At 62.7% G+C, this 15,574-nt stretch carries 13 protein-coding genes and 1 tRNA gene; 9 read left to right on the top strand and 5 right to left on the bottom strand.

Features of this window, described 5'->3' with window-relative positions; all coding sequences use genetic code 11:
- Positions 1 to 34: 34 nt before the first annotated feature.
- Positions 35 to 1,276 carry an extracellular solute-binding protein gene (locus BSG19_RS05055; RefSeq protein WP_092985367.1) on the top strand — a complete coding sequence of 414 codons (1,242 nt, stop codon included), beginning with the start codon at positions 35 to 37 and terminating at the stop codon, positions 1,274 to 1,276.
- Between the two features lie 139 nt (positions 1,277 to 1,415).
- On the top strand, positions 1,416 to 2,543 hold the full coding sequence (gene ugpC / locus BSG19_RS05050; protein ID WP_092985365.1) for an ABC transporter ATP-binding protein: 1,128 nt from the start codon (positions 1,416 to 1,418) through the stop codon (positions 2,541 to 2,543).
- Positions 2,544 to 2,565: 22 nt separating this feature from the next.
- Here the strand turns inward: ugpC and BSG19_RS05045 are convergent, their stop codons facing one another.
- The 3 genes from BSG19_RS05045 to BSG19_RS05035 all read right to left on the bottom strand — a co-directional run bounded on the left by BSG19_RS05045 (position 2,566) and on the right by BSG19_RS05035 (position 5,806).
- Positions 2,566 to 3,657 carry a D-TA family PLP-dependent enzyme gene (locus BSG19_RS05045; protein ID WP_092985363.1) on the bottom strand — a complete coding sequence of 364 codons (1,092 nt, stop codon included), beginning with the start codon at positions 3,655 to 3,657 and terminating at the stop codon, positions 2,566 to 2,568.
- A 96-nt stretch (positions 3,658 to 3,753) separates the two neighbouring features.
- Positions 3,754 to 5,238, bottom strand: a complete 1,485-nt coding sequence (locus tag BSG19_RS05040) for a M81 family metallopeptidase (RefSeq protein ID WP_092985361.1) — start codon at positions 5,236 to 5,238, stop codon at positions 3,754 to 3,756.
- Positions 5,239 to 5,320: 82 nt separating this feature from the next.
- Positions 5,321 to 5,806, bottom strand: coding sequence for a hypothetical protein (locus BSG19_RS05035; protein ID WP_092985359.1), 486 nt, complete (start codon positions 5,804 to 5,806; stop codon positions 5,321 to 5,323).
- Between the two features lie 113 nt (positions 5,807 to 5,919).
- On the opposite strand from BSG19_RS05035, the gene BSG19_RS05030 reads away from it, so the two are divergent.
- From BSG19_RS05030 to BSG19_RS05005, 6 genes are all read left to right on the top strand, one after another.
- Entirely contained in the window at positions 5,920 to 6,306 is a 387-nt protein-coding gene (locus BSG19_RS05030; RefSeq protein WP_092985357.1) for a RidA family protein, read from the top strand.
- Between the two features lie 36 nt (positions 6,307 to 6,342).
- Positions 6,343 to 7,206 carry a MurR/RpiR family transcriptional regulator gene (locus tag BSG19_RS05025; RefSeq protein ID WP_092985355.1) on the top strand — a complete coding sequence of 288 codons (864 nt, stop codon included), beginning with the start codon at positions 6,343 to 6,345 and terminating at the stop codon, positions 7,204 to 7,206.
- 40 nt (positions 7,207 to 7,246) lie between these two features.
- Positions 7,247 to 8,023 carry an SDR family oxidoreductase gene (locus tag BSG19_RS05020; RefSeq protein ID WP_092985354.1) on the top strand — a complete coding sequence of 259 codons (777 nt, stop codon included), beginning with the start codon at positions 7,247 to 7,249 and terminating at the stop codon, positions 8,021 to 8,023.
- Positions 8,024 to 8,052: 29 nt separating this feature from the next.
- Positions 8,053 to 9,975, top strand: coding sequence for a beta-N-acetylhexosaminidase (locus BSG19_RS05015; RefSeq protein WP_092985352.1), 1,923 nt, complete (start codon positions 8,053 to 8,055; stop codon positions 9,973 to 9,975).
- 61 nt (positions 9,976 to 10,036) lie between these two features.
- Positions 10,037 to 11,476 carry a M81 family metallopeptidase gene (locus BSG19_RS05010; RefSeq protein WP_092985350.1) on the top strand — a complete coding sequence of 480 codons (1,440 nt, stop codon included), beginning with the start codon at positions 10,037 to 10,039 and terminating at the stop codon, positions 11,474 to 11,476.
- A 145-nt stretch (positions 11,477 to 11,621) separates the two neighbouring features.
- Complete coding sequence (locus BSG19_RS05005) at positions 11,622 to 12,833, top strand: MFS transporter (RefSeq protein WP_092985348.1); 1,212 nt, start codon at positions 11,622 to 11,624, stop codon at positions 12,831 to 12,833.
- Positions 12,834 to 12,920: 87 nt separating this feature from the next.
- Here the strand turns inward: BSG19_RS05005 and BSG19_RS05000 are convergent, their stop codons facing one another.
- The gene (locus tag BSG19_RS05000) at positions 12,921 to 13,334 is read right to left on the bottom strand and encodes a hypothetical protein (RefSeq protein ID WP_092985346.1); all 414 of its coding nucleotides are present in this window, start codon (positions 13,332 to 13,334) and stop codon (positions 12,921 to 12,923) included.
- A 290-nt stretch (positions 13,335 to 13,624) separates the two neighbouring features.
- On the opposite strand from BSG19_RS05000, the gene BSG19_RS04995 reads away from it, so the two are divergent.
- Positions 13,625 to 13,701, top strand: a tRNA-Pro gene (locus BSG19_RS04995).
- A 422-nt stretch (positions 13,702 to 14,123) separates the two neighbouring features.
- Here the strand turns inward: BSG19_RS04995 and BSG19_RS04990 are convergent.
- Positions 14,124 to 15,425 carry a Gfo/Idh/MocA family protein gene (locus tag BSG19_RS04990; protein WP_092985344.1) on the bottom strand — a complete coding sequence of 434 codons (1,302 nt, stop codon included), beginning with the start codon at positions 15,423 to 15,425 and terminating at the stop codon, positions 14,124 to 14,126.
- Positions 15,426 to 15,574: the final 149 nt, after the last annotated feature.

Here is a 15,574-nt window from a genome sequence, read left to right as displayed (position 1 = left end):
CCAACCACCAGAGACTGAACGGGAGCATAAGAACATGACATTTCACTTCAAAACGGGCCTGCTAGCCCTGTCGCTGCTCGGCTCGACCGCGCTCGGCATGCTCGGCACGGCTGTCACGGCACAGGCGGCTGACCAGGAAATCAGCTGGATCTATTGCGGCGACAAGATCGACCCGATCCACGAAAAGTATATCAAGGAATGGGAAGGCAAGAACGCCGGCTGGACCGTGAAGCCCGAACTGGTCGGCTGGGAGCAGTGCCAGGACAAGGCAACGACGCTGGCGGCTGCCGGTAACCCGGTCGGCATGGCCTATGTCGGCTCGCGCACGCTGAAGGAATTTGCCGAGAACGACCTGATCGTCCCCGTGCCGATGACGGAAGAGGAAAAGAAGAGCTACTACCCTAACATCGTCGATACCGTGACTTTCGACGACAACCAGTGGGGCGTGCCGGTCGCGTTTTCGACCAAGGCTCTCTACTGGAACAAGGACCTCTTCGCCAAGGCCGGCCTCGACCCGGAAACCCCGCCGAAGACCTGGGCCGAAGAAATCGCCTTCGCCAAGCAGATCAAGGAAAAGACGGGCATCGCCGGTTACGGCCTGCCGGCCAAGACATTCGACAACACCATGCACCAGTTCATGCACTGGGTTTATACCAATAACGGCAAGGTCATCGATGGCGACAAGATCGTCATGGACAGCCCGGAAGTTCTGGCAGCCCTGCAGGCCGTCAAGGACATCACGCCTTATTCCGTCGAAGGCGCGACCGCCTACGAGCAAAACGAAATTCGCGCCATCTTTCTCGATGGCAAGGCCGGCATGATCCAGTCCGCGTCCGGTGCCGCGGCTCTTCTCAAGAAGACAAACATGAAGTGGGGTGTCGCGCCGCTTCCGCTGGGTCCATCGGCCAAGGGCGAAGGCACGCTGCTGATCACGGACAGCCTCGCCGTCTTCAAGGGTACGGGCGTCGAGGAAAAGGCGATCGAATTCGCCAAGTTCATCACCTCGCCGGGCCCGCAGGGCGAATACGAGTTGCAGGGCGGCGCTGGCCTCACCCCGCTGCGTCCTTCGGCCAAGGTTGACGAATTCGTCAAGGCCGATCCGTCGTGGAAGCCCTTCATCGATGGTATCGCCTTTGGTGGTCCCGAGCCCCTGTTCAAGGATTACAAGGGCTTCCAGAATGCCATCATCGAAATGGTGCAGTCCGTCGTGACCGGCAAGGCCGAACCGGCAGATGCTCTGAAGAAGGCTTCGGCCGCGATCGAAGAGTACAAATAAGCCAGTCCCTGCCTGCTGTCGCGGCGGTCTTTGCCGCTGCGACAGTGCCTTTCCGGAGCGGGTCCGGCCTCTGTCGTTGATCCGCTCCCTCCTTTTTCGTCCAGACCAACGCCGCCCGCTTCGGCGACCGGAGACCGATGTGATACAGCTCTTCCTCAACAAGGTGCAGAAGTTCTACGGCGACTTCGAAGTGCTCAAGGGCGTGCAGCTCGAGGTAATGAACGGCGAGTTCGTCGTCTTCGTCGGCCCGTCCGGCTGCGGCAAGTCCACGCTTCTGCGCATGATCGCGGGTCTCGATTCCACCACGAGCGGCGATATCGTCATCGACGGCGTGCGCGTGAACGACCTGCCGCCGGTCAAGCGTGGCATCGCCATGGTGTTCCAGTCCTATGCGCTCTACCCGCACATGACCGTGTTCGAGAACATCGCTTTTCCCCTGCGCGTGGAAAAGATGGAGGAGAGCAAGCTGAAGGCCAAGGTCGAGAACGCCGCGCGCATCCTGCATCTCGAACAGCGTCTCCAGCAGAAGCCCGGTCTGCTTTCCGGCGGACAGCGGCAGCGCGTTGCCATCGGCCGCGCCATTGTGCGCGAACCCAAGATCTTTCTGTTCGACGAGCCTTTGTCGAACCTCGATGCAGCACTGCGTGCCGACATGCGTATCGAGCTTGCCAAGCTCCACCGCGAACTCAAGGCGACGATGATCTACGTGACGCACGATCAGGTGGAAGCCATGACCATGGCTGACCGCATCGTCGTGCTGAATGCCGGCGATATCTCGCAGGTGGGCGCACCGCTGGAACTGTACCACAAGCCCCGCAACCTCTTCGTCGCCGGCTTTATCGGCAACCCGAAGATGAATTTCGTACCTGTCACTTGCACGGCTGTCGGCTCCGCTGGTGTCACGGTGGAGTATCAGGGCCAGACGGTCACGATTCCTGTGGCAAGCCGCGGCGATCTCGTCGGGCAGACTCTGACGCTCGGCATTCGTCCCGAGCATACGATGCTGACGCCCGGCGACCTCAACATTGCGATCATTCCGTCCGTCATCGAGCGGCTGGGCATCAACACTGTCGGCTATTCCAGCCTTTCGGACGGCACGCCCTATTGTGTGCTTCTGCCCGGTTCCGCACCGCTTGCCGTCGAACAGCCCGTCTCCACCGGCATCATGGCCGCCGATTGCCATCTGTTCGAGGCCAATGGCGAGGCGCTGGAGCGCACCGTTGACTGGCGGAATCTGGAGATTCCCGCGGCTATGACGGCGGCCTGAGGGTCTTTTCTTTCTTAACCCCTCACCACACCAGCCCGCGTGCTGCGACATCCTCGACGCGCGTCACCACGCCGTCCCGATGAAACGTCATGATATCGAAGAGGTTCGAGACCACGCAGGTGTGGTTCGGCACGATCAGCACCTTCTCGCCGATCTCCGGCCGGGCGCCCGGCACGCGTGACAGGTCCACCACGCCATGCTCTTCCGACAGACCTGTGATGACGGCATCGGGGTATTCGACGATCATGCCGTAATCGGAAAATCCGAGCAGATCCGATGTCAGCGCCTTCGATCCGGCATCGAGGACGGCGCGGTCGGGTGTCGGGCGGGCGACGACGGTGGCCAGGATCTGCATCGCGCAGTCGGCAAGCGAGCAGTGGCCGGAGCGGGCCATGGCGCGATCGTTGTAAACGTAGGTTCCGGCACGATGTTCGGTGGCGGAAGGCACGAGGTGGGCCGAGAACAGGCTCGGCGTTCCCCCGTGGCTGACAATCGGGCAGGGGATGCCGAGCGCCTTCAGGCTGGCGATGGCACTTGAGAAGAAAGCTTCCACCGCCGCTTCGTCATGGGCTTTCGGATAGGTCAGCAGGCCCCCGAAAACGAGGCCGTCGGCAGCCATGATCGCCTGTGCCAGAGCAACCGCTTCTGCCGGATCCTGCACGCCGCACCGTCCGGCGCCGGTGTCGCATTCGACCAGCACCATCAGCGGCTTTGTGCCTGCAAATCGCGTGGAAAGGCCGGCGACCGTCACCGCGCTGTCCGCGACGACCTTGAGGCTGGCAACCCGTTCGTTCAGCGCCTTCAGCCGGTCAAGTTTTTCGGGCCCAAGAATGTTGAAGGTGATGAGGATATCTTCGAAGCCTGCATCCGCGAAAACCTCGGCCTCCGTGATTTTCTGGCAGTTGATGCCGCGCGCGCCGGCCGCTTCCTGGGCCTTCGCGATGGCCGGGATCTTGTGAGTCTTGATATGCGGCCGGAAGGCGAGGCCGTGGCTGTCGAGATAGGTTTGTACGCGGGCGATATTCGCCGCAAGCCTGCCCTCGTCGATGAGGGGCAGCGGCGTCGACAGCGACAGGATGGGCTGGCCGACCTGCGGCCGGGGCGGTGTGGTCATCGGCGTCTCTCCCAAGGGGTCGTTCTTTTAAAGATGCTTCGTCTTCTGCCGGTTGCCCGAAGTCTGCGCGACGGCTCTGCGAGCCGCGACCACGGACTATCCCGCGTTCGCAACGTTCACGTCGCGTCCATGCGGGTCCGCCACTATCGGCCAGATCTCGCGCGAGACGCGCCGGTAAGGGGTTTTTGCCGGATTGTTCGGGTAGGGCGATCCGGCCGAGCAGTAGAGGATCTCGGAGGCGATCTTCGAGAAGGCGGCATAGAAGTGGTTGGTGGATTTGATCACCAGTATATGCTTTTCGCTCGGGTCGATGCCGAGCGCGGTAAACAGCGACGGGTCGTAGCTCTGTACGCGGACCGAACTCAGGATGATATCGATCCCATCGAGGTGGATGTGTGCGGCGTCGCCGAAGGGCGCAACGCTCTCGCCGAAGCGCATTTCGGCGTTGCGGACGACATGCTTGACGGTGACCCGCCCGTCGATTGGGCTGCCGGTGCCGGGCGCGGATTTTGCGCCGAACCGCAGCGGGATTTCGGCGCCTGCACCAGCCGCAAGGCAAATCTGCACGGCGATCGGATCCCAGATCATGCCGACGGCGACATTCCGGGCACCGCGGGCAAGCAGTGCTGCGAGGATCACCGTTGCATCCCCGGCCGTGCCTCCGCCCGGATTGTCCCACATATCGGCGATAATAACGGGACCGCGCGGGTTGACCAGAGCCCGGTCGATCGCTTCCGCCTCGTCGATCTGCGGCATCATGAAGGTTCCGCGTTTGGAAAACAGATCGAGGCCGAGTTCACGTGCCAGTCGCTGACCCTTTTCGGGATGTCCGTTCGTGATCGCGATGGTCTTCGTGCCCATTTCCGGTACGTCTCCGGCCATGAAGCCGTGGATGACGGAGAGGGAGAGGATTTCGGGATCGTCCGCCTCCATCCGCATCAGCCGGTCCACGAACGAGCGCATCGGTTCCCGGGAGGTCGGGAAGACGTCGATCATCCGGCAGTCGAACACGGACATCACAGGCTTCACGCGACCTTCCAGCGTATCCACGGCGATCCGCCAGAGGTCTCCCGCGCGGTCGACGAAGTCGGTATGTGGGAATTCCTTGAACACGACGAAGAAATCGACAGCTGCGACGCGCTTGGCGGTGAGATGGCTATGAGGATCGATTTCCGCACAAACGAGAATATCAGGACCGACGATCTCGCGGATGCGTGCCAGAAGATCGCCTTCCGGATCGAGATAGCCATCCGCAACCATCGCGCCGTGCAGGCCCATGACCACGCCATCGACAGGCATCGCGGCCTTCAACTGGTCGAGGATTTCGTCGCGCAGGCTCTCATAGGCCTGCCGGTTGACGAGGCCGGCCGGGTCCGCCCAGGCGGCTGTGCCCTCGATCAGCGTCCAGCCTTTTTCCGCGCAGACCTTCCGTCCCACAGTGATAGGGGCGGTGCAGAGCGTCGGCGTCTCCGGATGCTGGCCCGGAGGAGCGTAAAGGGACGCCTCGAAGGCGCGGCGGTCGATGCAGATCGGCGCGAAGGTGTTGGTTTCCGTGGCGAGAGCGGCGGTAAAGAGACGCACGGTGTTCAGCCTTCCGCAGGTTGTCAGGGCAGGGCGCGGATCTGCGCACCGCCCGATCGGTTATCGCTCAATCGTCTACCGCTCAGGCAGCGGGGTTCGGCAGGTAGCCGGTGAAACCGCAGATCTTCCAGCGGCCCTCATGCAGACGGCAGGTATAGAGCGTCTGCCACTGCATCACGTCGAGGCTGCCATCGGTCTTGCGGATGCCGCCCTGAAACTTCTTTCGGGCGAGCGCCGTCTCGCCCTTCACCTCGATCTCTGCCAGCGTCGTCGTTGCGAAAATCGCCTGACGCGGGTCCTCGCCATAGGTCTGGCCCTGAAAGTCGCGGGCCTGCTTCAGCCATTCGTCGCGATAGGCGTCGAGCGACGGAAAGGCGAGGCTCCAGTCGTCGGGGTTTGGCTTGTGATTGCCGCTGATGGCGAGAAAGCCCTCCTCGACGAAATCTGCCGCCACCATCGACCAGTCCGCGGCGAGAAAGGCATCGATGTCTCTGGGAACCAGCATGTCCCATATGGAATGGCGCGCCACGTCGCTTGCCGGAAAGGGGTTGGCATGGGGATCACGCATGGAATGACCTTCGGTCTAAATTATTTTCATAGAAGCTCGAAAACTCTGGTCAAGTTCTGTTTTCTATGGTCCATTGTCAATCATCGACGAAAATAATTTGCACGAGGGCCGCGATGACCATCAAGCGTTATGGTGCTGAGAAAGCCGGTGCCGGCGGCCAGAGGCTGCCTTTCGCCCGTGCCGTGGAAGCTGCCGGGTGGCTGCATGTTTCCGGGCAAGTGGCCATGGAAGACGGCGAAATCATTCCCGGCGGCATCGTCGAACAGACGCACAAGACAATCGCCAATCTGCTCGCCATTCTGGATGAGGCCGGTTACGGCGTCGAGCATGTCGTGCGCTGCGGCGTCTGGCTGGACGATCCGCGCGACTTCTGGACGTTCAACAGGATCTATCAGTCGTATTTCGGCGAGCATCCCCCGGCCCGCGCCTGCGTTCAGGCATCCATGATGGTGGATTGCAAGGTCGAGATTGACTGCATCGCCTACAAGGCGCCGCTGTAAAGGCGCGAGTCACGCGTTGGTTCAGGGGGAGGCGGGATGGATATCTTCACGACGATCCAGGAGGGCCGGGCGCAGTTTTCGCCGTCCGAGCAGCGGATCGCCGATATTCTCCTCGGCGACTTCGAGTTCGCGGTCAACGCCTCCATCATCGAGCTTGCCGAGCGGGCGAATGTATCGCCGCCGACCGTCACCCGCTTCTGTCGCAATGTCGGCTGCCAGAGCTTTTCCGACTTCAAGGTGAACCTCGCAAAAACCGCCTTCATCGGCGTGCGCTACCTCAACCCGGAGGCCAAGAGCACCGAGCCGGCCGATGTGGCAGAGGATGTGATCACCAAGGCGCAGAACGCCCTGTTCATGATGCATCGCGCGCTCGATCCCGTCCTTCTGGACAAGGTGGCCGACCGTATGTCTCGTGCCGAGATGGTCTACAGCTTCGGTTCCGGGGGGAACTCCTCGATGATCGCGAGCGAAATGCAGAACCGTCTGTTTCGCCTCGGCTCCCGCGTAACGGCTAGCAACGATCACAATATGCAGCTGATGCTGACGGCGGCGGCTCGCACCGATGATGTCATTTTCGGCTCGTCCTTTTCTGGCCGCAACCATGACCTCGCCCGTTGTTTCACGCTCGCCCGCGAAAACGGCATCACCACGATCGCGCTCACGCAGTCGGGCAGCCCCGTTGCGCAGGCGGCCGAACTCGTTGTCGGCATCGATCTGCCGGAGGGCGTCAATATCTTCCGCCCCACCTCCACCCGCTTCGCCTTTCTCGCCGTCGTGGATGTGATCGCCAGCCTTGTCGCCTACCGCAACCGCAAGCTTTCCACCGTGACGCTGCGCCACATCAAGCAACAGCTGGTCGAACACCGCGATGGTGACGACCGGCAGATCCTCGGAGACTGACCATGCCGCGCACGATTGCCCGTTTGAGCGAGACCCACCGATGAGCCGCTCGGTCGCCGTCGTAACGGGAGCTGCCGGCGATATCGGCCGTGCGATTGCTGCTCGTCTGTCCGAAAGCCATGATGTGGTCGTTCTGGTCGATATCGATGCGTCGGCGGTTGAAGCGGCGGCCGTCGCTCTTGGCCCCTCCGGGCGCTTTGCCACTGTTGTCTGCGACGTCACCGACGAGGCGAGCATTCGCGCGATGGCGGAGGCCGTGGCCGGCCATGGCCTTGTGCGGACGCTGGTCAACAATGCCGGTGCCGCCCGCGCGGTCAGCCTGCACGATACGGACGGCGCCATCTGGCGGGCCGATGCGGCGCTCAATCTGGAAGCCCCGTTTCTGGTGTTCCGCGCGCTGGAAGCGGCGCTGAAGGAGGCGCAGGGCGCGGTGGTGAATATCGCCTCCGTCAACGGGCTCGCCGTTTTCGGCCACCCGGCCTATAGCGCGGCCAAGGCCGGCCTGATCCACCTGACGCAGTCGATTGCCGTGGAATACGGCAAGTTCGGCATAAGGGCCAATGCCGTTGCGCCGGGTACCGTTCGCACGCAGGCGTGGGAGGCGCGCGCAAGCGCCAATCCTCAGGTGTTCGAGGATGTGAAGCGCTGGTATGCGCTTCGCCGCATTGCGACGGCAGAGGATGTCGCAAATGCCGTCTTCTTTCTCGCCGGCGAACAGGCGCGCGCCATCACCGGCGTCTGCCTGCCGGTGGATTGCGGACTGACGGCCGGGCAGGCCGAGTTGGCGCGGACCTTTTCGCAATCCGACAATTATTGAGATCACGACCGTCCAGAAGGGAAACCACCATGGCAAACGCACATGATTTCCGGCTCGAGAACAGCTGGCACCCGATTGCAGGAGAAGACTGCGGCGGCTTCGTCTCCACGCTGTTCAACCTCTCCGACACGCCTGTCTCAGGCTTCAAGCTGGCCTATACGTCGCTGACCCGTGTGATGGACAATCCGGCCTGTGACAATGCCACCTTCCTCATGCGCAACGCCAATTTCCATCAGTTCGCCCCGCCGAAGGACTTCGTGCTGGCGCCCGGCGGCAGCTGGCGCTTCACCGTCTCCGGCCTCTGGCGTCCGGCAAAGCACCGGACGGACGGCGCGAAATCGGCGTATCTGACGCTGGGCGATGGCAGCCATGTGCCTGTCGATGTGGACGACCTGCTTCTTGGCGGGCGTCCCGCCGAGCCGGCACCGGATCTGCTGCCGAAGGGTGAGGTGACGGAGCCATTTTACCTGCTTCCCTGGCCAAAAGCCGCCAGCCTGTCCGCCGGGGATGCCGTGCCCGTCGCGCTCTACCCCGCCGAGGGAGCAAGTGTCGAGGAACTGAAGGCGGTCAGCACGGTCATCGCGCTCTACCGTCGCCTTTTCAAGGTAGGGCATGTGCCGCTGTCGCTCGCACCGGTTCATGAAGGCCGCGCCTTGCAATTCCGGCAGACCGAAGATCTTGGCGCCGAAGGCTACACGCTGGACTTCGGCGATGTGGTCACGCTTGCCTATGGTGGCGCGGCCGGCCGGCAATACGGGCTGACCGCGCTTTCGCAGATGCTGCACGGTGCACGGGCCGAGAAAGCGCTTTTCCGCTTTCCCTCGACCGGCGAGATCGCGGATGCGCCGCGCTATGTCTGGCGCGGCTGCCATCTCGATGTTTCGCGTCAGTTCTATCCGGTCGCCGACGTTAACAGGCTCATCGATATTCTCGCCTGGCACCGGATGAACGTGTTCCACTGGCACCTCTCGGACGACGAGGCGTGGCGTCTGGAAATCACGGCCTATCCGACGCTGACGACGCTCGGCGTGCTGCGTGGTCCTGACGAGCCGATGCTGCCGCAACTCGGCAACGGTGCAGAGCCGGTCGGCGGGTTCTATTCTCAGGAGGACGTGAAGGCGATCGTTGCGCATGCGTTGGCACTGCATGTCGAGGTCGTGCCCGAGATCGATATTCCCGGCCACAGTACGGCAACGCTGGTGGCCCTGCCGGAGCTTGCCGATGGACAGGAAGCGCCCGACAGCTATCGCTCCGTTCAAGGCTTTCCCAACAATGCGCTGAACCCGGCGGTCGAGGAAACCTACGTGTTTCTCGGCAAGGTTTTCGATGAGATGGTTACACTCTTCCCCTCGAAGCTTCTCCATATCGGCGGGGACGAGGTGGCGTCGAACACGTGGATGGCATCGCCGCTGGCGCGCAAGCTGATGACGGAGGAGGGCATCGAGGACACGTTCGGGCTGCAGAGCTATTTCATGAAGCGTATCCAGCAGATGCTGTCGACACGTGGTCGCAGGCTTGCCGGCTGGGACGAGGTTTCTCATGGCGGCGGCGTCGACCCTGAGGGCACCCTGCTGATGGCGTGGCAGAAGCCGGAAGTGGGCGTTGAACTGGCGCGCCAGGGCTATGATGTCGTGATGACGCCGGGGCAGGCCTATTATCTGGACATGGTTCAGGACGAGGCCTTTCAGGAGCCGGGCGCAAGCTGGGCCGGCACCGTGCCGCCCGAGCACACCTATACCTATGAGGCGGTCGGCGATTTCCCGGAAGAACTGCAAGCCCGCATGCGCGGTGTTCAGGCCTGCATCTGGTCGGAGCACTTCCTCAACCGCGACTACTTCAACCACCTCGTCTTCCCGAGGCTCGCCGCCATCGCCGAGGCCGCGTGGACGCCACGGGAACGCAAGGACTGGCAGCGATTTGCCGCCCTGGCGCCGTTGAGCCCTAGGCTTTGAGCGGTTTTCCTTCCTTTCTTCCCCGCAAACAGAAACCGCACCACTCCAAAGGCCGGATATCATGACCTTCCGTATCGCCGTAGGCGGCATCCATACCGAGTGCAGCACCTCTTCTCCGGTTCTGATGCGCCCTGAGGATTTTCGCGTTCTGCGTGGGTCCGATCTATTGTCGGCCGAGTATTTCTCGTTTCTACCGAACCCTGACGTCGCGCCCCTGCCGCTGCTTCATGCCCGTGCCGTTCCGGGCGGGCCGCTGGCGCGGGAGACCTATGAGGGCTTCAAGACCGAATTCCTCGATCGTCTGAAGGCCTCGCTGCCGCTCGATGGGCTGTACCTCGCCATGCATGGCGCCATGAACGTCGAAGGCATGGATGACGCGGAGGGTGACTGGATCTCGGCGGCACGCAGTGTCGTTGGGCCAGATATTCCCGTGGCTGCGAGCTACGACCTGCACGGCAACGTCACGCAGCGCATCATCGATCAGCTGGATATTTTCGCGGCCTACCGCACCGCGCCGCATATCGATGTACGCGAGACGATGGTCCGGGCATGGTCCATGCTGGTAAAGACGTTGCAGACAGGCGAGAAACCCGGTGTCGCATGGGCGCCGGTGCCGGTGCTGCTGCCGGGCGAACGCACCTCCACCGAAGACGAGCCGGCAAAGAGCCTCTACGACGCGTTGCCGAAGCACGATGCCGTGCCGGGGATCTGGGATGCAAACCTCATGGTCGGCTATGTCTGGGCCGACGAGCCGCGCGGAACGGCCTGCGCCGTGGTAACCGGAACGGACAAGGCGGCGACTGAAGCTGCCGCGCGCGACATCGCTCTATCCTACTGGGCGGCTCGCAAGGACTTTCGCTTTGGCCCTGAGACCGGGCCGCTCGAAGAGATGCTGGACATTGCCGAGCGGACGGAGACCCGGCCGGTCGTCCTTGCGGACTCGGGCGACAACCCGACGGGCGGCGGCGTCGGCGACCGGGCCGATGTGCTCAACGCCCTCATTGCGCGCGATTTTCAAGGCGCCGTCATCGGCGGCATTACCGATCGGCCAGCAGTGGAAGCCTGCTTTACAGCGGGTGAGGGCGCGGTCGTGCAGCTGCGGATCGGCGGCGCTCTCGATCCCGCGAGCCCCTTTGCCAACGTTTCCGCCACTGTCATCCGGCTCGATGATCCCGCTGATGCCGGGGAGCGGCAGGCGGTCGTCACCGTCGGTGGCATCACCGTCATCCTCGCAGCGCGGCGGCGGCCCTACCACAACATCGCCGACTTCACCCGCCATGGCATCGATCCCCTGAGCGTTCGGCTGCTCGTGGTCAAATCCGGCTATCTCTCGCCCGAGCTGGCGCCTATAGCCCGGCCGAACCTCATGGCCCTTACGGATGGCGTCATCAATCAGGATATCGAGCGTCTGCCCAACAACCGGCGCCTGCGCCCGTCCTATCCGTTCGACGCAGATTTCGATTACGTGCCACAGCCGCAAGCCTCTGCCCGCTGGAAGTGAAGGCAACGGCAATGCCGAAAAATACGCGACGGTGCCGCTTGCGCCGTTGCACTGCTGATGCTGGCGTATAGTATAGGTTTCATCCTCATATTCCCGGCGATGTGCCGTCTCTCCAGCTGGGCCGTCTCGCGCCCTGGTGTTCCCCATGAGCCTATCGATCGCGACTGCCCTTCGGGACCCGTCGCTCCGCGTCAGCGCGCTTGCCATCTTCTTCTTCGGGTTCTCCGGGGCGGCGACCCAGCCCTACCAGTCGATCATCGGCATTCGCGAACTCGGGTTGACCGATAGCGGCTATGCCACCCTGATGTTTGCAGCCGCTGCCGTCAGCGTCACGGCGAGCGTGCTCATGGGCATCTTCGCCGACCGGCTCGGCGACTATCGCACCTCCATCCTCTATGTCGCGCTGTTCGGCATATCGGGCTTCGCTCTCGTCTACGTCTCGGCGACGATCACCGCCTTTGTCATTGCCAAGCTCGTTCTGCTGCCCGTGTTCGGAGCGCTGAATTCGCTCATATTCGCCAATGTGCGCGCTGCCTCGGGCGGGCTGGCGCAGTCGCAGCTCGTGGCGGTCAACGCCACGATGCGCGCGACGATCTCGCTCTCCTGGGTGCTGGTTCCCGGCATCGTCGGCATCGCGCTCGCCGGTTCGCAATCCATGCTGCCGGCCTATCTAATTGCGGCGCTTGCTGCGGGCGTCTGCTTCATCCTCGCGGCCTTCTACCTGCCGCGGCCTCTGCCGCTCGGGACCCGCGACGATGCCGCGCGCTACCGGATTCTCGCCTCGCTTGGCGAAGTGGTGTCGCCGCGCGTCGCGCTCCGGCTCCTCGCCATCGCGCTCATCTGCTCCATGCTGTTCGTCAACGATGCCGTGCGGTCGCTGATCATCACCGGCAAGGTGGGCGGAACGGTGCGCGACATCGGCATCGTCGTCGGCGTGGTGGCGCTTCTGGAAATCGTCTTCATCCTGTTCTGGAGCGCGGCCGAGCGGCGGATCACCTCACTGCGTTCGCTGGTCATCGGCGCCACGCTCTATGCCGTCTACATGGCGCTGCAGGGCATGGCCACGCAGACCTGGCATATCTACGCCCAGACGATCATCAGCGGCATCGCCGCTGCTGCCATCATCAGCCTGCCGATCACCTATCTGCAGGACCTGATCGCCGACCGGCCCGGCCTCGGCAGCTCGCTGATCGCGGTGAATATGTTTCTCAGCGCAGGCATCAGTGCGGTCGTCTTTGCAGTGGGCACGCGGCTCGGCGACTACGGGTTTACCTCCATCCTCGGCGGCTTCGTCGGTATCGCCGGCGTTATCCTGCTCGTGGTTCTGGACGGGAGCAAAGGACGGGCGAAGGCCTGACCTGACCGACAAAGATCTTCACAACGAAAAACACCGGAGCGTCGATCGCTCCGGTGCTCTGTCTTTATGCGCTTGAGCTGTCGCGGCTCAGGAAGCCTTGGCGCCGGCCAGCACTTCTTCGCACCAGCTCGGGCCACCCGGCTGACGGCGGTCGCCGACGAGGCGAACCGATTTGATGATATAGTCCGAGGAGACGGTGAGCTGTACCGAGCAGCTGAGATACTCAGTGCGAGCCGGCGACGTCTGCTTGCCGCGTGAGCCATCTGCCTTCTTGGCATAGGTCGCGGGAACCTTGCGGTTGCGATAGCCGCCCTTCCACGAATAGAGGGTATCGCTGCCGCTCTGCGCGTCGGCGATCGGCGGGCCGAACTGGGCGAAGAAGACGCCGGCCGGCTGTCCGGCCCAGCGGGCTTCGACCGCGTTCTGCTGCATTGGCGCAACGGTCGTGCATCCGGCAAGCGCCAGCGCAAGGCCGGCAGCGGCGAAAACCCGCAAGGTCATGTATCGTCCCCTTCGAAAGATCCTGAAACCGGACGCCCTGCCGCCTGCTACCAGCCCCTTGCCGGCATCAAGGCGCACCGCCCGTTCGCTCACGCCTCTAGCGCCAATCGCATCCAAAGAAAATCGCTTGGAACCTGCCGATGCGTAATTAATTCCGAGCGTTGCCGAAAATCTCTACCGCCGCCGCAGCCTATGTGGTCTGCGACATCTTCCTGTCAAAAACTCATCCAAACCGATGATTTGCCGCTTGTGGAATGAAAAACGCTGTTCTATAGAAACGCCGCTGGTCACGGAGTGTAGCGCAGCCTGGTAGCGCACCACGTTCGGGACGTGGGGGTCGCAGGTTCAAATCCTGCCACTCCGACCAGCCGAAAAGCCCGCGATTGCGGGCTTTTTTCATCTCAGTGCCGGATATGTTCGTGGAGCTTCTCGGCCTGCCCGCAGTCTCGCCGGTGCTTTGAATTATCACCAAAGATGGTTCCGAGACGGCGTATGACCGGTGCCGACGTTATGGTAAGCGGTTTGCCCGTCAGACCAGAAGAAGAACCGGGACGGATACAGTGACGAGAAGAGCCGCGCCTGCGGTAACGACGATCTTGAGAAGGCTCGTGTCGAAGGACATCTTCTGCTGTTCTGTCATGCTCTACTCCCAACGCTCGTCTTTCTGTTTTTTATGATGTGGTAACGCGGTGAGTTGGGAGAATGTTTCGAAAACGGCTCGGCGTATCGACAATTGTTTGAAGGACAACCGTGGCGCGACATTTCGCACGTGCCACGGTTGCCAGATTCCTAAAGCTCTACCTTTGCCGGTGGGCCGCGGAAGGCATCGAGCCTGTCGATGAGGTCGAGGCGGACGGGTGCGCCGGTTGCGGCGGACTGGTAGATCGCTTCCATGAGAACATGATCCTGCACGCCTTCCTCGCCCGGCGTACGGGGCTTGCGGTCGTGGAGGATGCAATCGGCGAGATGGTCGATTTCGGCGGCAAACTGGTTGTTTGCCGAAAGGTCGATCTCCTTCTGGACTGTCTGGTCACCCTCCCGCTCGATCACGGTCATGCTCTGGCCCTCGTATTTATAGGCGTTGGGCATGTCGACGGTTGCCCTTTCGAAGTTCAGGCGCTGATGCTTGTCATCGCGAGCGCCGTAGCTGGTCAGGCAGTTGACCATGGCGTTGGAGGGGAAGCGAAGGGTGAAGGACACGGTTTCCTCGACCTCTGCATAACGAGGGTCGTCGGGCGGGCTGTATTGCGTCGCCATGATCTCCACCGGCTCCTCGCCGGTCAGGAAGCGTGCGGTGTTCAGGCAATAGAGCCCGATATCCGGCAGCGCGCCGCCGCCGGCGAGCGCCTTCTTGTGACGCCATTGCTCGGCGCCATTCTCCGCGACGGTCTGGACGTTGATGGCCGACATGCCGACCAGCCGGCCATAGGCCTTCGAGCGGACCTTCTCGGCCAGATGCAGATTGAAGGCCTCGTACTGGATGCGGTAGGCGATCATCAGCTTCACGCCGGCGGCATTGCACGCATCCAGCATGGCCCGGGCTTCGGTGGAGTTTACCGACATGGGCTTTTCGCAAAGGACGTGCTTTCCGGCTTTCGCGGCCCGCTCGACGAACGGGCGGTGCAATCCGTTCGGCGTCACCACATAGACGGCCTTGATCTCGGGATTGTCCTTGATCGCGTCGAAGCCGGCATAGTCGTAGCAGGCTTCCGGCCTGACGCCATATTGCTCGGCGACCGTCTTCATCTTCTCGGGCGAGCCGGACACGAGAGCCACGAGCTTCGCGCTCTTGGTTTCGCCGAAAGCAGGCAGGATTTCCTCAAGGCTGAGGCGGCCGAGCGCCACGACCGCGAAACCGACGCGCTCGCCGGGCGGTAGCGGTGCTTTGGGATTGCCGCTCGGTGTCTCCGAGGGGCCGCGCCATTCGGGGAAGGTGACCTTGCCGTCCTCGACCGCGCCCGTATCGACCGGGGAGGGTGGGGGCAGGCCCTGCGTCTGGGCCTGCACTGCGGGAGCGAGCAGCATGCCGGTAACGCCGACGCCGCCGAGTTTCAGCAGGCCGCGTCGGTTGAAGGCAGGAATGTCATTCATGGGAGGACCTCTCGTTGATCCCCTTGCGAACTACGGAAGCCGTTGTTTGTTCACATACTGCCGCCTAGAGTTTCCGGTGAACACGGGTTCACCGGAAAAGCTCTATCCTCTTGTTTTCTCCGCATTGTCCGACGCCGAAGCGATCCCGC

The organism is Rhizobium sp. NFR03, assembly GCF_900111275.1.
Classification (GTDB): Bacteria; Pseudomonadota; Alphaproteobacteria; order Rhizobiales; family Rhizobiaceae; genus Ferranicluibacter.
This window is presented reverse-complemented; position numbering and strand designations above follow the sequence as displayed.